Source organism: Tropicimonas sp. TH_r6 (assembly GCF_033101155.1).
GTDB lineage: Bacteria > Pseudomonadota > Alphaproteobacteria > Rhodobacterales > Rhodobacteraceae > Tropicimonas.
In genome coordinates this window covers 27,643-43,273 of record NZ_JAWMPX010000028.1, presented here as the reverse complement: position 1 = coordinate 43,273, position 15,631 = coordinate 27,643, and the positions used below count along the sequence as shown (strand labels likewise).

General features: G+C 56.9%; 18 protein-coding genes. All 18 read left to right on the top strand.

The window, feature by feature from the left end:
- Positions 1-147 precede the first annotated feature (147 nt).
- Positions 148-489, top strand: a complete 342-nt coding sequence (locus tag R3X27_RS20655) for a hypothetical protein (RefSeq protein WP_317710788.1) — start codon at positions 148-150, stop codon at positions 487-489.
- Positions 428-1,771 (top strand): DNA-packaging protein, encoded by a 1,344-nt coding sequence (locus tag R3X27_RS20650; RefSeq protein WP_317710787.1) that lies wholly within the window; start codon positions 428-430, stop codon positions 1,769-1,771. Before R3X27_RS20655 ends, R3X27_RS20650 begins: the two co-directional genes overlap by 62 nt.
- 150 nt (positions 1,772-1,921) lie before the next feature.
- Positions 1,922-3,112: a phage portal protein gene (locus R3X27_RS20645; protein ID WP_317710786.1), complete on the top strand. Its 1,191-nt coding sequence runs from the start codon at positions 1,922-1,924 to the stop codon at positions 3,110-3,112.
- 21 nt (positions 3,113-3,133) lie between these two features.
- A complete protein-coding gene (locus R3X27_RS20640) occupies positions 3,134-3,697 on the top strand; it encodes an HK97 family phage prohead protease (protein ID WP_317710785.1) in 564 nt (187 codons plus the stop codon).
- A 36-nt stretch (positions 3,698-3,733) separates the two neighbouring features.
- Entirely contained in the window at positions 3,734-4,909 is a 1,176-nt protein-coding gene (locus tag R3X27_RS20635; protein WP_317710784.1) for a phage major capsid protein, read from the top strand.
- Between the two features lie 161 nt (positions 4,910-5,070).
- A complete protein-coding gene (locus R3X27_RS20630) occupies positions 5,071-5,670 on the top strand; it encodes a head-tail connector protein (protein ID WP_317710783.1) in 600 nt (199 codons plus the stop codon).
- Positions 5,667-6,014, top strand: coding sequence for a head-tail adaptor protein (locus R3X27_RS20625; RefSeq protein WP_317710782.1), 348 nt, complete (start codon positions 5,667-5,669; stop codon positions 6,012-6,014). The genes R3X27_RS20630 and R3X27_RS20625 overlap by 4 nt, the downstream gene beginning before the upstream one ends.
- Positions 6,011-6,421, top strand: a complete 411-nt coding sequence (locus tag R3X27_RS20620) for a DUF3168 domain-containing protein (RefSeq protein WP_317710781.1) — start codon at positions 6,011-6,013, stop codon at positions 6,419-6,421. Before R3X27_RS20625 ends, R3X27_RS20620 begins: the two co-directional genes overlap by 4 nt.
- A 33-nt stretch (positions 6,422-6,454) precedes the next feature.
- Positions 6,455-6,868 carry a phage major tail protein, TP901-1 family gene (locus R3X27_RS20615; protein WP_317710780.1) on the top strand — a complete coding sequence of 138 codons (414 nt, stop codon included), beginning with the start codon at positions 6,455-6,457 and terminating at the stop codon, positions 6,866-6,868.
- 3 nt (positions 6,869-6,871) lie between these two features.
- On the top strand, positions 6,872-7,195 hold the full coding sequence (locus R3X27_RS20610; protein WP_317710779.1) for a gene transfer agent family protein: 324 nt from the start codon (positions 6,872-6,874) through the stop codon (positions 7,193-7,195).
- A 19-nt stretch (positions 7,196-7,214) separates the two neighbouring features.
- Positions 7,215-7,385: a phage tail assembly chaperone gene (locus R3X27_RS20605; protein ID WP_317710778.1), complete on the top strand. Its 171-nt coding sequence runs from the start codon at positions 7,215-7,217 to the stop codon at positions 7,383-7,385.
- A gap of 1 nt (position 7,386) precedes the next feature.
- On the top strand, positions 7,387-8,052 hold the full coding sequence (locus R3X27_RS20600; protein WP_317710777.1) for a phage tail tape measure protein: 666 nt from the start codon (positions 7,387-7,389) through the stop codon (positions 8,050-8,052).
- Between the two features lie 18 nt (positions 8,053-8,070).
- Positions 8,071-8,703, top strand: coding sequence for a DUF2460 domain-containing protein (locus R3X27_RS20595; protein WP_317710776.1), 633 nt, complete (start codon positions 8,071-8,073; stop codon positions 8,701-8,703).
- On the top strand, positions 8,703-9,611 hold the full coding sequence (locus R3X27_RS20590) for a DUF2163 domain-containing protein (RefSeq protein WP_317710775.1): 909 nt from the start codon (positions 8,703-8,705) through the stop codon (positions 9,609-9,611). Before R3X27_RS20595 ends, R3X27_RS20590 begins: the two co-directional genes overlap by 1 nt.
- 20 nt (positions 9,612-9,631) lie before the next feature.
- Positions 9,632-10,072, top strand: coding sequence for an NlpC/P60 family protein (locus R3X27_RS20585; protein ID WP_317710774.1), 441 nt, complete (start codon positions 9,632-9,634; stop codon positions 10,070-10,072).
- The gene (locus tag R3X27_RS20580; RefSeq protein ID WP_317710773.1) at positions 10,072-13,995 is read left to right on the top strand and encodes a glycoside hydrolase/phage tail family protein; all 3,924 of its coding nucleotides are present in this window, start codon (positions 10,072-10,074) and stop codon (positions 13,993-13,995) included. Before R3X27_RS20585 ends, R3X27_RS20580 begins: the two co-directional genes overlap by 1 nt.
- The gene (locus R3X27_RS20575; RefSeq protein ID WP_317710772.1) at positions 13,988-14,695 is read left to right on the top strand and encodes a DUF2793 domain-containing protein; all 708 of its coding nucleotides are present in this window, start codon (positions 13,988-13,990) and stop codon (positions 14,693-14,695) included. The genes R3X27_RS20580 and R3X27_RS20575 overlap by 8 nt, the downstream gene beginning before the upstream one ends.
- Positions 14,696-14,800: 105 nt before the next feature.
- On the top strand, positions 14,801-15,607 hold the full coding sequence (gene cysE, locus R3X27_RS20570) for a serine O-acetyltransferase (RefSeq protein WP_317710771.1): 807 nt from the start codon (positions 14,801-14,803) through the stop codon (positions 15,605-15,607).
- The last annotated feature ends 24 nt before the right edge of the window (positions 15,608-15,631 follow it).

Genomic DNA, 15,631 nt, shown 5'->3' with positions numbered 1-15,631 from the left:
GGGGCTCACGCCGAGCTTGACTCTCCGAACGGTCCAAAGTAGAAACAAGACACGCTGGATGAAGTGGGTAAGCACCGGGGCCGAGAGGCTCACGGTGCTTTTTCATTTCGCTCGTTCGGAGGGAATGAGCAAGAGCAGGTTCAAAAAATGGATAAATACAGCAAATCCGAAACTTCGGGTGAATTCGTCGGTCAGTATTTTGATCAGGCCGCGGAAATCTATCGCAGCTCCAGCAAGGAGCTGACCGATATCGTTCGTGAAATTGGCGATGGCAAGACCGATCGCGCAAAGAAGCTCTCGCCGGTTCTTACCGAGATCCGGAAGGCTTCCATGGCTATGATGGAGGAAGCGAGAAATGTCGAAGACCTTCGCAGAAAGCTCGTCGGGAATGTTTCTGAGCAGAGCTTCGACCTTGCCGGGGCCCGCGATGAAATCGGGTGCCGAATGGCTCGCATCCGCGCCGCAAGCGGAGCAGGAAGCGTTTCTTGAGGGGCTGAGCGAGCACGCATTATGTGCTCTGCCATGGCTTTTCGAGTTCTGGGCGCTGCCGCATCAGCTTCCCCCGGCCGGGGATTGGAAGACCTGGGTGATCCTGGGCGGCAGGGGCGCGGGCAAGACCCGCGCTGGCTCGGAATGGGTCCGGGCACAAGTTGAGGGCGGTCGACCGGATGAGCCTGGCCGCTCCAAGCGGGTCGCGCTGATCGGAGAGACCTTCGATCAGGTTCGCGATGTGATGGTTTTCGGGGACAGCGGCATTATCGCCTGCTCGCCCCCGGATCGCACGCCGGTTTGGCATTCTGGCAAACGGGCACTCATCTGGCCCAACGGAGCAATGGCCCAGGCGTTTTCCGCCCATGAGCCGGAAGCGCTTCGGGGACCGCAATTTGATGCGGCCTGGGTCGATGAGCTTGCGAAATGGAAAAAGGCGGATGAGACGTGGTCGATGCTGCAATTCGGGCTTCGGTTGGGTGACAATCCACGCCAATGCGTGACAACGACGCCGCGGGACGTGGCGATCCTGAAGGAGCTTCTGAAGCGGGAGTCGACGGTTGTGACTTCGGCCGCAACAGAGGCGAACCGGGCAAACCTGGCGGACAGCTTCCTTGATGAGGTCCGGACGCGGTATGGCGGCACCCGACTTGGGCGACAGGAGCTGGACGGCGTGCTTGTCGAGGATACCGAGGGGGCGCTCTGGACCTCCAAGGCGATCGAGGCAGCTCGGGTCGAAGAGCTTCCGGAGTTTGACCGGATCGTTGTGGCGGTGGATCCGCCGGTGACAGGCAACAAGGGGTCTGATGAATGCGGAATCGTGGTCGTCGGGGCGGTGACTCAGGGCGACCCGAAGGATTGGGAAGCCGTTGTGCTGGAGGATGCGACTGTTTCGGCGGCGTCTCCACTGCAATGGGCACATGCGGCGGTGGCCGCTCTTGAGCGCCACGGTGCGAGCAAATTGGTTGCAGAGGTGAATCAGGGTGGCGACCTCGTGAAGACGGTGCTGAACCAGATCGATCCGATGTTGCCCTACAAGGCCGTCCGGGCCCGGCATGGGAAGATCGCACGGGCGGAGCCGGTGGCAGCGCTCTACGAGCAAGGCCGGGTTCGACATGTCCGCGGGCTTGAAGAGCTCGAGGAGCAGATGTGCAAGATGACGGTGCGGGGCTATGACGGTAAGGGCTCTCCGGACCGGGTCGATGCGCTGGTCTGGGCTATGACGGAGCTGCTGCTGGACCCGGCGGCGCAATTCAGGCGGCCGACGATCCGGACGCTGTAACGGGCAATCACCACAGGATTGGAAGGATGTGCGGCGCGCTCGAGCAGGGGCGAGGCCCGTCTTTCCGTGTGCCCGCCCCCTGCCACATTGGCAGGGGGCCGGGCGAGCAACGCCGGGGCGGCGCCCCAAGGAAACAAGGAGCAAGAGCGCATGGTACTGGATTTCCTGCGACGGTCCGGCATGGAGGCCGGCCCCGCTGAACCGCCCGAGCAGAAAGCCTCGGCCACGGGGCCGGTGATCGCCTGGCAAGGGGGGGGGCGCGTCGTCTGGTCGCCTCGGGACTCAGCGTCGATGACGAAGAACGGGTTCGTCAACAACCCGATCGGGTATCGCTGCGTGAAGCTGATCGCGGAGGCCGCAGCGGCGATCCCGCTGACCTGTCAGGACGCGGAACGGCGCTACGATGTGCATCCGGTTCTTGACCTGATCAACCGCCCGAATGGCGGGCAGGGGCGTGCGGAGCTGATGGAGGCGTTGATCGGGCACCTTCTGTTGTCGGGAAACGGCTATGTTGAGGCCGTGGGCGACGGCGGGCTGCCCTTCGAGCTTCATGTGCTGCGGTCGGACCGGATGAACATCGTGCCTGGTACTGACGGTTGGCCGATTGCCTATGATTACGTCGTCGGTGGCAAGAAGGTTCGCTTCGATATGACGGCGGAGATCCCGCCAATTTGCCACATCAAGAGTTTCCATCCGACGGATGACCACTACGGGCTCTCGCCGATGTCTGCGGCAGCGGCGGCGGTGGACGTGCACAACAGCGCGTCGGGTTGGTCCAAGGGCTTGCTGGACAATGCGGCGCGGCCTTCGGGGGCGATCGTCTATCGCGGTGCGGATGGCGGGCCGGGGACGCTTTCGGCCGATCAATATGACAGGCTGCTCTCCGAGATGGAGATGCACCACATGGGGGCGCGCAATGCGGGCCGACCGATGCTGCTGGAAGGTGGATTGGACTGGAAGCAAATGGGCTTCTCGCCCTCCGACATGGAGTTTCAGGAGACCAAGCGAGATGCAGCGCGAGAGATCGCGACGGCCTTCGGTGTCCCGCCGATGTTGCTCGGAATCCAAGGCGACGCCACCTACGCCAATTACCAGGAAGCGAACCGGGCTTTCTACCGATTGGCGGTTTTGCCGATGGCTGAGCGGGTGACGGCGGCGGTATCGGATTGGCTCTCTCGGTTTTCGGGGTTGCCGGTTCGGCTGGCGCCGGATCTCGACAAGATCCCGGCCCTGGCCGTGGAGCGCGAGGCGCAATGGGCGCGGATCGGGGCGGCGGTCTTTTTGACCGATGCTGAGAAGCGCCAGCTCCTGGGACTTCCGCCGCTGGTCGACGAAAGCTGAGTTTCTGGAGGATATCAAGATATGACGGATGTTTACGGCGCGGGTCTCGAGCGGAAATTCTGCCAGTTGGAGGCCACTCTGACGGTCACGGATGGCGCGACGATCGAGGGCTATGCCTCGTTGTTCGGTTTGAAAGATCAAGGTGGCGACGTGGTGCAGCCAGGCGCCTATCAGGCCTCGCTGAAGGTGCTGACCGAGAAGGAGCGCAGGGTAAAAATGCTCTGGCAGCATGACCCGGCTCAGCCGATCGGCGTTTGGGATGAGGTTCGCGAAGATGAGCGCGGGCTTTGGGTCAAGGGCCGGATCCTCACGGATGTCGAGAAAGGCCGCGAGGCTGCCACGTTGATCGAAGCGGGCGCGATTGACGGCCTTTCGATCGGCTATCGTACGAAGCGGGCCGAGAAGGACGGGCAGGGGCGGCGGCTCTTGCACGATCTGGAGCTTTGGGAAGTGTCGCTTGTGACTTTTCCGATGCTTCCGGAAGCGCGGGTTGGGTCGAAAGGTGAATCGCTCGACGAGCCCGACCCGATGAAAGAACTGGCGGAGGCGCTGGAGGCGGCCCGCTGCGAGATGGCGGAGCGCTGAGCCGCCGACCCCAAGCGACAATCAGGAGATATGCTGATGAGCACAACCGAGACCAAGGCTCGGGACGGGCAAACTGCGCCCGAAATCAAGACGGCCATGGTAGGGTTCTTGAGTGAATTCAAGAACTTTCAGGCCGACATCAAAACCAAGCTTCACAACCAGGAAGAGCGACTTACCATGCTGGATCGGAAAACCATGTTTGCCGGGCGTCCCGCCCTCTCCACCGCCGCCGAAGAAGGCGCCGCGCCGCATCAGAAAGCCTTCGAGTCTTATCTGCGGTCGGGGGACGAAGACTCGCTGCGCGGTCTGGAGATGGAGAGCAAGGCGCTCTCGACAGCTGTAGCTGCCGATGGCGGCTATCTTGTCGATCCGGAGACATCTGAGACCGTCGCGACGGTTCTGTCTTCTTCTGCTTCGATCCGGGCCATTTCCAATGTGGTGAATGTCGAGGCAACGTCGTTTGACGTACTGATCGACCAGGGCGCCATGGGCTCGGGCTGGGCGACGGAATCCGATGCGACGATCGAGACGGATTCACCGCAGATCGAGCGAATCTCCATTCCTCTGCACGAGCTTTCCGCGATGCCGAAAGCCTCGCAACGTCTGCTCGATGACAGTGCGTTCGACATTGACGGTTGGCTGGCCGACCGGATCGCGAAGAAGTTCTCCCGCGCCGAGGCCGCTGCCTTTATCAATGGCGACGGCGTTGACAAGCCGACGGGCTTCCTGACCCACACTATCGCGGATGACGCCACTTGGAGTTGGGGAGAGATTGGCTATGTTGCGACCGGTGTCGATGGGGCCTTTGGCTCGGCCGACTCGCTGATCGATCTTGTCTATGCTCTGGGAGCTGAGTACCGCGCCGGCGCGACTTTCGTGATGAACTCCAAGACCGCCGGTATGGTCCGGAAGCTCAAGGATGGCGATGGCCGCTTCCTGTGGTCTGATGGTCTTGCGGCTGCTGAACCGGCTCGCTTGTTGGGCTATCCGGTTCTGATCGCGGAAGATATGCCGGACATTGCAACTGATGCTGCCGCCATCGCATTTGGTGAGTTCGCCGCCGGCTACACGATTGCCGAACGCCCGGATCTTCGCGTCCTTCGCGATCCGTTCTCGGCCAAGCCGCATGTTCTCTTCTATGCGACCAAGCGGGTTGGCGGTGATGTCAGCGACTTCGCCGCGATCAAGGTCCTGAAATTCTCGGCCAGCTGAAACTGACCGTGATGGCCGGTCCGGATCCACTTCCGGGCTGGTCGGCAGGCACGCGTCGAGAGTTCTTCGCCGTATTGTCCAGTTGCTTCCCCTCCGTCGAGCAATGCGGGGCGCATGCCTGCCAACGATCTTTTGAGGGGCAGATCTATTCGGAGAGTTGAATGATGCTAGTCGAGCAGACCTCTACGCCTGCCGCGTCTCTGCCGGTTGCGGACTTTCGGGATCACCTGCGTCTGGGCACCGGGTTTGCCGACGAAGGCGCAGAAGATAGCCTGTTGGAGACATTTCTCCGGGCGTCGATTGCCGCGGTGGAAGCCTGGACCGGAAAGGTTCTTCTTGAGCGCGACTTCAGTTGGAGCCTCGCACAGTGGCGCGACGGGCGCGCCCAGACCTTGCCGGTTGCACCGGTCAGCGAGATTCGAGAGGTGCGGATAATCGATTGCCTCGACTGGGAAGTGATTGTCGAGTCCTCGAAATACAAGTTGCAGCAGGACACGCATCGACCCGTGGTGATGGCCAGAGGCGCGCGGTTACCAACGATCCCGCCGCAAGGGGCTGTTCGCATCGAGTTCACGGCCGGTTTTGGTGAGAACTGGAACGATGTGCCGGCAGACCTTGGGCAAGCCGTGATGTTGCTTGCGGCATATTACTACGAGTATCGCCATGAAATGCGGGTCGGCGGTGCGGTGATGCCATATGGCGTTTCTTCCTTGGTCGACCGTTGGCGCAACGTTCGGCTAGTGGGCGGAGGCTCGCGATGAGCGTTCGAGGACCTGAACTGAGGCGCAGACTCATCCTGGAAGCCTTGGAACGAACGCCTGACGGGTCAGGTGGGTATGTCGAGGCTTGGATTGAGATCGGAACACTATGGGCGGAGGTCAAGGCAGGCTCGGGGAGAGAGACGGAGTCCGACTTCCTGACGCTTTCTTACGTTCCATATCGGATCACTGTCCGGTCGGCGCCGCCGGGAGATTCTCGCCGCCCCACGCCTGATCAACGGTTTCGTGAAGGTAGTCGAATCTATCGGATTCTTGCGGTTGCGGATGCAGACACGCGGGGGCGTTTTCTGGTTTGCTACGCTCGTGAAGAGGAGGCCTCGGCATGAGTTATGGTGCTTCGGCGGCGCTTCAAACGGCCATCTATCAGCATCTCAAGGCGGACCCGGGGGTTTCCGGCCTCGTTGGCGACGATGTTTTTGACGCGGTGCCATCTGGCATCGTCCCTTCGGTCTATATCAGTCTCGGACGAGAGGACGTCGTTGCCCGGAATGACAAATCGGGCTGCGGAGCGGTGCATCGATTTACTGTCAGCGTCGTGAACGAGGGTGCCGGCTTCCAGGCTGCGAAGACGATCGCTGGTGCAGTTTCGGATGCCTTGCACAATCAAAACCCGCCCCTCGACCGAGGCCGAATTGTACGCATGCAGTTCCTTCGAGCAAGTGCTCGCAGGATCGGTGAAGGGGCCCGGCGGCGCATCGACCTGTTGTTCGAAGCGCGGGTCGAAGATTCCTGATAAATCAACAAACTAACTGGACGGAGAACAGCCATGAGTGCTCAAGCCGGCAAGGATCTACTGATCAAACTGGACATGACTGGAAGCGGTGATTTCGAAACGATTGCGGGGCTTCGAGCCACGCGCCTGAATTTCAATTCCGAAACGGTCGACGTCACCACGATAGAAAGTGAAGGCGGCTGGCGGGAGCTTCTTGGAGGTGCGGGGGCTCGAAGCGCGTCTCTGAGTGGATCCGGAATATTCAAAGACGAAACGACCGACGAGCGCGCTCGACAGATCTTTTTTGAAGGATTGACGCCATCCTTTCAGGTGATTGTTCCTGACTTCGGGACCGTAGAGGGACCGTTCCAAGTGACGTCTCTGGAATACTCCGGCAGTCATGATGGAGAAGCAACTTTTGAAATCGCGATGGCGTCGGCAGGGGCCATTGCCTTCACGGCATTCTGATCCATGGCGAATCCCTGGGCAGGAGAAGTTCTCATTCATCTCGATGGAAAGCCTCATGTTTGCAAGCTCACCCTTGGTGCTTTGGCGGAGCTTGAAGGCGGTCTTGAAGACGAGACATTCGTAGAACTGGTCGAACGTTTTGAAGCCGGTCGGTTTCGGGCTCGCGATGTGCTGGCGCTTGTTGTCGCTGGATTGAGGGGGGGGGGCTGGCAAGGCTCGACAAAAGACCTTCGGACGGTCGAGATTGACGGCGGTCCAACGGAGGCTGCACGTGCGGCTGCGCAGATGTTGGCGCGAGCATTTGCTATGCCCGAAACGGGGCGCTGAGGCAGTGGATTGGGCGGGATTGATTCGCCTTGGACTGAGAGAACTTGGTCTTGACCCCAAGGTCTTCTGGAAACTGACCCCAGTCGAGTTGCTGGTGAAGCTCGGAATGGATTCCGCCAAACCAGCCCTATCGCGTGTACGCCTTGACGAACTGGCGCGCGCTTACCCGGACAAGAAGAAGGAAATCTAGAATGGCCATTGATCTTGATGGCGAGGAGGGCTTTGAAGGCCAGGTAGACGCTCTGGAGAACAGCCTTGCTGATGCCGGCCTCATGGTTGAGAGCTTCGGAAGCGAATTGCAGAAGATGCAATCAAATCTGTCAGAGACAAGCGCAAGCGTCGGGAAGCTGTCTTCGAGCATAAGTAGCGGCCTTCGCGGTGCCTTTGACGGGTTGATATTCGATGGAATGAAAGCGTCGGACGCCTTGTCTACAGTGGCGCAGTCCATTGTGAACGCAACCTATTCTTCAGCGATCCAGCCGGTCACCCAACAGCTCGGAGGCGTTCTGGCTAGCGGACTTGCCAGCATTGGCGCCGCCGCCTTCGCGAAAGGTGGGAGTTTTTCCCAGGGTCGTATCATGCCGTTCGCGAAGGGTGGTGTTGTCACAAGCCCGACGAACTTTCCGATGCGTGGAGGTGTCGGCTTGATGGGAGAGGCCGGTCCCGAGGCAATCATGCCGCTGACACGCGGAGCGGACGGCAGCTTGGGCGTGCGCGCAGAAAGCGGAGCTCAACGCACGGCACAACAGGTTGTCGTAAATATCTCCACGCAAGATGTCGAAAGCTTCCGACGCAGCCAAAGCCAGGTCGCCTCTCGAATTGGGCGCGCGTTGGGGCGCGGCCAACGCAACCGCTAACAATCAGGAGGCCATGAAATGGGATTTCATGAAGTTCGCTTTCCCGCGGCAATCAGCTTCGGATCCATCGGTGGTCCGGAACGGAAAACGGAGATCGTTTCCTTGGCCAACGGGTTCGAGGAGCGCAACACTCCCTGGGCACATTCCCGACGTCGTTACGATGCCGGCCTTGGTCTTCAGACCCTCGATGAGTTGGAGGAGTTGATATCCTTTTTCGAAGCCAGGCGTGGACAACTCTATGGCTTTCGTTGGAAAGACTGGACGGACTACAAATCGTCGCGTCCGTCAGATCCCGTCGATCCAACGGATCAGGCATTGGGCACTGGCAATGGCGCAAAAACACAATTCCAATTGGTTAAGGTCTACAGTTCCGGTGGTGAATCATACTCCCGCCCGATCTCCAAGCCCGTGGAAGGAACGGTCCGTGTCGCTTTGGACGGTGTAGAATTGATGCAAGGGCTGGATTGGGCGATCGACACTCAATCCGGAACTCTTGCATTTGTCCGGCCTCCAGGGGACGGAAATACGGTTACTGCCGGATTTGAGTTTGACGTACCTGTTCGGTTCGACACCGACGCCGTAAGAATCTCTGCTGTCGGCTTTGATGGGGGTGAAGTCCCGGATGTCCCGGTTGTGGAGGTGCGTGTCTGATGAGCTACAACAACTCTGAAACACAAGCGCTGTACGATCATCTGCTCACAGGTGCCACAACCACATGCCGTTGCTGGATGATCGAGCGGAAGGATGGTTGGAAGCGGGGCTTCACCGACCATGACCGTGATCTCGTCGTCGATAGAAATACCTATCTCGCGAGCACCGGGCTCACGGCCAGCGCACTTGAAACGACAACAGGCATTTCTGTAAACAACACGGAAACGATTGGTGCAATTTCTGATGTTGGTATTACTGAAGACGATATCGAATCGGGACGGTTCGATAGGGCGACGATCACTTGTTTTCTTGTTAATTGGAAAGAGCCGAATCAGAGACTAATTCGTTTCACGGGTTCTCTAGGTCAAATAGCTAGAAAAGATAGCACATTTACCGCTGAATTGCTCGGTATGACGGAATGTCTCAATCAGCCACAAGGCAGAGTGTATCAACGTGATTGTAGCGCGGTTTTGGGAGATTCCAGGTGTAGATTCAATACAAACACAGCAGGATATTACGTTGAACTCCCTGTCGTAGAAGTGGAAGAGGCGCGAGTATTCCGATTTGACTCATTCGACGACATTTCCGCAGCATGGTTTGAGAGAGGTCGCCTACTGATCCGCGATGGAATAGGCGAAGGGCTTTGGAGCTGGATCAAGAATGATCTTGTAGTCGATGGTCAGCGGGAATTAACACTCTGGCAGGGTTTGAGGGCGGATATTCGCGCTGGCGACCTTATCCGGCTCGAGGCTGGTTGTGACAAGTCAGCTTCGACCTGTGCGGCTAAATTTGGAAACTTTAAGAACTTTCGAGGGTGTCCTCATATTCCGGGCGAAGATTGGCTTACATCATATCCGCGAAGCGGAGAAGATTACGGTGGTGGAAGCATGAATGTATCGATTGTATAAAAATTGCCTCCGGAGGTAAAATGCAAGAAAAAGTGGTTGAAATCGCTCGAGAGTGGATAGGTACGCCTTATCGTCATCAGGCCTCTTTGAAGGGAAGTGGCGCAGATTGCCTGGGACTAATCCGGGGTGTTTGGAGAACCATCTATGGTCAAGAACCTGAGGCAATTCCTAGGTACACCCCTGATTGGTCCGAACCATCAGGCAAGGAGCGACTATGGAGTGCCGCGTCAAGACATCTCGAACAGCGTTTCCCCTGCGGTGTTCCAGAGCCAGGCGATGTCCTTCTGTTCCGGATGCGTCGCGGCAGTGTTGCGAAACATCTTGGAATATCCTCGCAACGAAACGGCGTGCCCTGTTTGATCCATGCATACCAAGGTCATAGCGTGCTTGAAACGACGCTTTCCGTTCCGATGAGAGAACGGATCGTAGCCAGATTCGCATTTCCTGAAAGGAAAGACTAATGGCAACAATTCTGCTATCAGCAGCCGGCGCCGCAATCGGCGGTACATTTGGTGGAACGGCATTTGGCCTCTCCACAGCTATTCTTGGCCGGGCGATTGGTGCAACCTTAGGGCGTGTAATTGATCAGAAACTTCTTGGTGGCGGGAGCGAGGTGGTCGAGACCGGACAAATTGAACGTTTTCAGCTGACTGGGGCAAGTGAAGGCACTGCTGTTGGACGCCACTATGGACGCTTGCGGATGGGGGGGCAGGTGATTTGGTCCACCTTATTCAAGGAGTCGGTGAAAACCGAGGACGTTGGTGGAAAAGGGGGAGGAAGAAGTACCACTACAACCAAAACTTACAGCTATTCTGTCAGCTTGGCGGTCGGTCTTTGCGAAGGTGAAATCCTGGGAGTCGGCAGAATTTGGGCCGACGGAATGGAGGTCTCTCGCGAGGATGTCGAAGTGCGGGTATATTTTGGGTCTGAGAGCCAATTGCCCGACCCCAAAATAGAGGCGATTGAAGGTACAGAAAATGCGCCGGCTTATCGTGGACTTGCGTATGTTGTTTTTGAAGATTTGCAATTGTCAAAATTTGGCAATCGCGTTCCCCAATTTTCCTTCGAGGTTCTGCGCCCAACCAGTCCAGAATTTGTTCCGGAAGGCGAGGAGAACCTTTCCAGAACTGTTCGGGCGGTGGCTCTCATTCCTGGAACCGGGGAGTACTCACTCTCTGCCAGCAAAGTCAATTACACAAATGGTTTTGGGTGGTCTGATCCAGCTAACCTGAACTCAAATAGTGGAAAGACAGATCTGCGGACCTCATTGGATCAATTGGCCACAGAGTTGCCTTTGTGCAATTCTGTATCTCTCGTCGTCTCCTGGTTCGGAAGTGACTTGCGTTGCGGAGAATGTCAGATTGTTCCGAAGGTTGAGCAAACTGAATATGACGGTGACAAGATGGCATGGGCTGTTAGCGATTTGCAGCGCAAAGACGCACAGGAGGTTCCCAGGAAGTCTGATCGTCCAGTGTACGGCGGTACGCCTTCTGATGAGGCTGTCGTGGAGGCGATCAAGGCCATAAAAGAAGACGGGAAGTCTATTGTTTTTTACCCCTTCATTCTAATGGATCAGGTGGATGGGAATGATCTGGTAAATCCGTGGGATGGTGCGGAGGGACAACCAAGCTTTCCTTGGCGCGGCAGAATAACAACCAGATTGGCTCCTGGTGTAGCCGGCAGCACTGACGGGACAGCGGCCGCCGAAAACGAGGTTGATGCATTCTTTGGTCAGGCAAGGCCTGAAGACTTCACGTGCGACCGTGAAACAGTTTCATTTCATGGTGATCATGAATGGTCTTTTCGTAGATTCATTCTCCACTATGCGTATCTTTGCGTGCAAGCCGGTGGCGTTGATGCATTCTGTATTGGAAGTGAATTGCGAGGACTGACGCAGATTCGTTCGGACGGTGATCGTTTCCCTGCTGTAGATGAATTGGTGTCTCTTGCACGAGATGTCAGAGCGATAGTTGGGCCAGACACAAAAATCAGCTATGCGGCCGATTGGAGCGAGTATTTCGGATATCACCCCCAAGATGGCTCTGGCGACGTCTTCTTTCACCTCGATCCTCTTTGGGGAAGCGATGATGTCGACTTTATTGGTATTGACAATTACATGCCGCTATCGGATTGGCGAGACGGAGTTGATCATGCAGATGCAGAATGGAAGTCTATCTACAATGCGGAGTACTTGAAAGCCAATGTTGCGGGGGGGGAAGGTTACGACTGGTATTACGCCGATGAGGACGGGCGCGATGCGCAAGTTCGACTTCCAATAACCGACGGCTTGCATGGAGAGCACTGGATCTATCGTTACAAAGACATTCGGAATTGGTGGAGCTGCGAGCATCGTGAGAGAGTTGGTGGTGTCAGGAAATCGACACCGACGGCCTGGGTGCCCGAGAGTAAACCAATCTGGTTCACCGAAATTGGGTGCGCAGCAATCGACAAAGGAACAAACCAGCCCAACAAATTCGTTGATCCCAAATCTTCCGAGTCACGGGTTCCGTGGTTCTCCTCGGGTTTGAGAGATGACTTTATCCAAATGCAATATATCCGAGCGACTTACCAGTTCTGGGAAGATGGGTCGAACAATCCCGTTTCGTCAGTCTTTGGCGGGAAAATGGTCGATGTTTCGCGCGCGCATGTTTGGGCTTGGGATGCCCGGCCATATCCCGATTTTCCGGCTCGAACGGATGTCTGGAGTGACGGCGAAAACTACCGGCTTGGTCATTGGCTGAATGGTCGTGCAACGTCAGAGTCACTCGCTGCCGTCGTTGCGGACATTTGCGGACATGCTGGCGTGACTGATATCGATGTGTCCGAGCTGTATGGTCTTGTTCGAGGCTACGGCATCGATGAGACGTCTGGTGCTCGTTCATCTCTGCAACCGCTTGAATTGGCATATGGATTCGATGCATCTGAGCACGATGGTTTGCTACGTTTCAAGAGCCGAAACGGAATTCCGAGCTTGGAACTAGCCGAGGAAACCTTGGTTGGAGACGGCGAAGCGGTGCTTTCGCTGCAACGATCGGCGCTTGGGGAATCTGCGGGGAAAGTCCGTGTCAACTATATTCAGGCGGATAGCTCTTTCGAAACTCGAACTACCGAAGCAAGTTTGCCAGATGAAGAAAACTCTGCGGCCTCCTCTTCGGACTTGGCTATTTGCCTGACCGATACAGAAAGCAAAAGGATAAGTGAGCGATGGCTCGCGGAAGCTCGTATTGCTCGCGATAACGCTACGTTCTCTCTTCCGCCTTCCTGCGCGCATGTTCAGGTTGGTGACGTAGTCCAACTGACGTATGGTGACAGGAAAGCCAATTTCCGTGTTGATCGGATGGATATCGGCGAGGCATTGGAGATCGAAGCGGTTCGAGTTGAACCAGATCTTTTCCGTCCGTCAACAGATGTTATATCTGCAGTAACCTTGCCATTGCCAAGGGTATCCACGCCGGTTTTTGCGAAACTGCTTGATCTTCCCTTGATCTCGGGCGACGAGGACCCTGTAGCACCATATGTTGCTGCGTACTCGTCTCCCTGGCCCGGTGCGGTAGCTGTTTACTCATCGTCAGAAGACGAAGGTTATTCTCTCAACTCTTTCGTTGAAAGCCCATCCGTTATCGGTGTTACGGAGACCCTTCTGAAGGCAGCAGCGGCGGGGGTTCCGGACTTAGGTGCTTGCCTGAGAGTTCGGATTTATGGAGGCGCACTTTCGTCGGTGACCCGTACGGCATTGCTGAATGGTGCGAATGCCCTGGCCATTGGAGATGGCGATGGAGGCGACTGGGAAATCATCCAATTCGGGCAAGCAGAATTGGTTGCCGAGGATACTTACGAACTGAGTTATCTTCTTCGAGGGCAACTCGGTACGGATGCTGTTATGCCATCGGAATGGGCTGCTGGAAGCAAAGTCGTTGTTCTTGACAGTGACCTGTCCCAGATAAACCTCGCCTCATCGTCGAGAGGACTTGAACGAAACTATCGAATTGGACCGTCGGACAAAGGATACGCCGACGACTCATTTGTACATGTCGTGCATTCGGCCTCCAGCGCAGGGTTGCGGCCATATACACCGGTTCATCTGAAAGCGGATTGGCAATCTGACGGTTCGTTGCGTGTGAATTGGGTGCGCCGGACCCGGATTGACGGGGATAGCTGGGAAGGACTTGAGGTTCCTCTTGGCGAAACGTCCGAACAGTACCTCGTTCGCGTTGTTCAAGGGGACAACGTCCTTAGAGAAGCGGAGACAGAAGAGCCGAACTGGCTATACGACGCAGAGATGAGAGCCGCAGACGCACCAAGCGGTGCGTTTGAAATCCGGGTTGCACAATTGTCCGAGCGCTATGGCGTCGGCCCATTCCAAAGGATCGAGATAAATGAGTGAAACCAGAACCTTCCAGTTGCCGCTGCTCCAAGCGAGTCAAGCGCAGAAGCATATTTCCGTCAATGAAGCTCTCGTACGTCTTGACGGCTTGGCTCAAATCACGATCCAATCGAAAAGTGTTTCGTCGCCGCCCGCGAGTTTCTCGGATGGCGATTGTTATGCGCTTCCCGCCGGGTGCTCGGATGATTGGGAAGGCCAAGATGGCAAGCTCGCTCTCGCAAGCAATGGCGGATGGATCTATGTTGCTCCTATGACCGGTTGGTCGGCATGGCTGGTGGATGAACATAGCCGGGCTACATATCTGCAAGAAAGCTGGCAGTCGGGTGTGATGGCGGTCTCGTCGAATGGGGCTGCTGCCAAGTTCGAAATAATTGAGGCCGAGTATGACATCGTTGCCGGCGATGAACAGCCTGTTGGTCTGGAAATCCCGGCAGACGTTGTGATCTTTGCGTGCTCGGCGCGGGTTGCGGACCCCATTGAGGGGACTTCGACGAGTTGGACCCTCGATCTGAATGCAGGAGAGATAGTCTTCGGAACGGGGATGGCACTGGAAGCGGGTTCCTATTGTACAGGGATCCTGGGGCAGCCAACCGCGAATTACTCGCCGAAATCAGTTCGTGTTGTCCCTGTGGGCGGAAGCTTCACTGGGGGTAGGCTCCTGATTGCGGCCCATTTCTACCGTATCACGTTGCCGAATTGAGGCATCACGACTGGATGAGGACCACCGTGTAGTGTGGTTTTGATCTTTTCGACGGGCATCTGGATGCTTAAATTGAGAAAAGACCTGCGTCCAGGAGAAGTATCAATGCTCGATCCGCGAGACCGTATTCAGGAAGTAGATCCTGTTTGGAGCCGTATTCGGAAGGAAGCAAATCAGGCTGTTTTGGACGAACCGCTTCTGGGAGGGCTTGTTCATTCTAGCCTTCTGCATCATCGAACACTTGAACAGGCGCTTGCCTATCGAATCTCTCTGAAGCTGGGCTCCGGCGAAATGTCCGAGCAAATCTTGCGAGAAATCGGTGACGAGGCATATGCCCACGATACCGACCTCGGAGCTGCGGCGCGGGCCGATCTTGTGGCAACATTGGAACGAGATCCTGCGACGCATCGGATGCTACAGCCCATCTTGTTCTTCAAGGGGTTCCAGGCGTTGCAGGCCTACAGGGTCGGTCACTGGCTTTGGCAGCAGGGGCGCTCGGATCTGGCCTATTTCCTCCAGATGCGGATTTCGGAGGTTTTCGGGATCGATATACATCCGGCGGCGCGTCTCGGGCGCGGTATCATGATCGACCATGCCCATTCGATTGTTATCGGTGAGACAGCCGTGGTGGGGGACAACGTTTCCATGCTTCATTCCGTGACGCTTGGCGGTACCGGGAAAGAAGATGGCGATAGGCACCCGAAGATCGGTGACTGCGTGTTGATCGGGGCTGGGGCGAAGATCTTGGGGAATATAACGATTGGCGCCTGCAGCCGGATTGCAGCGGGTTCAGTGGTTCTCGACGATCTTCCTGAGCATGTAACTGCAGCAGGGGTGCCGGCTCGCATCGTCGGCGAGGCGGGATGCTCTCAACCTGCGGTCTCGATGGATCAGATGCTCGACGAGCATTGAACACCTGACATCAAACGAATGCGG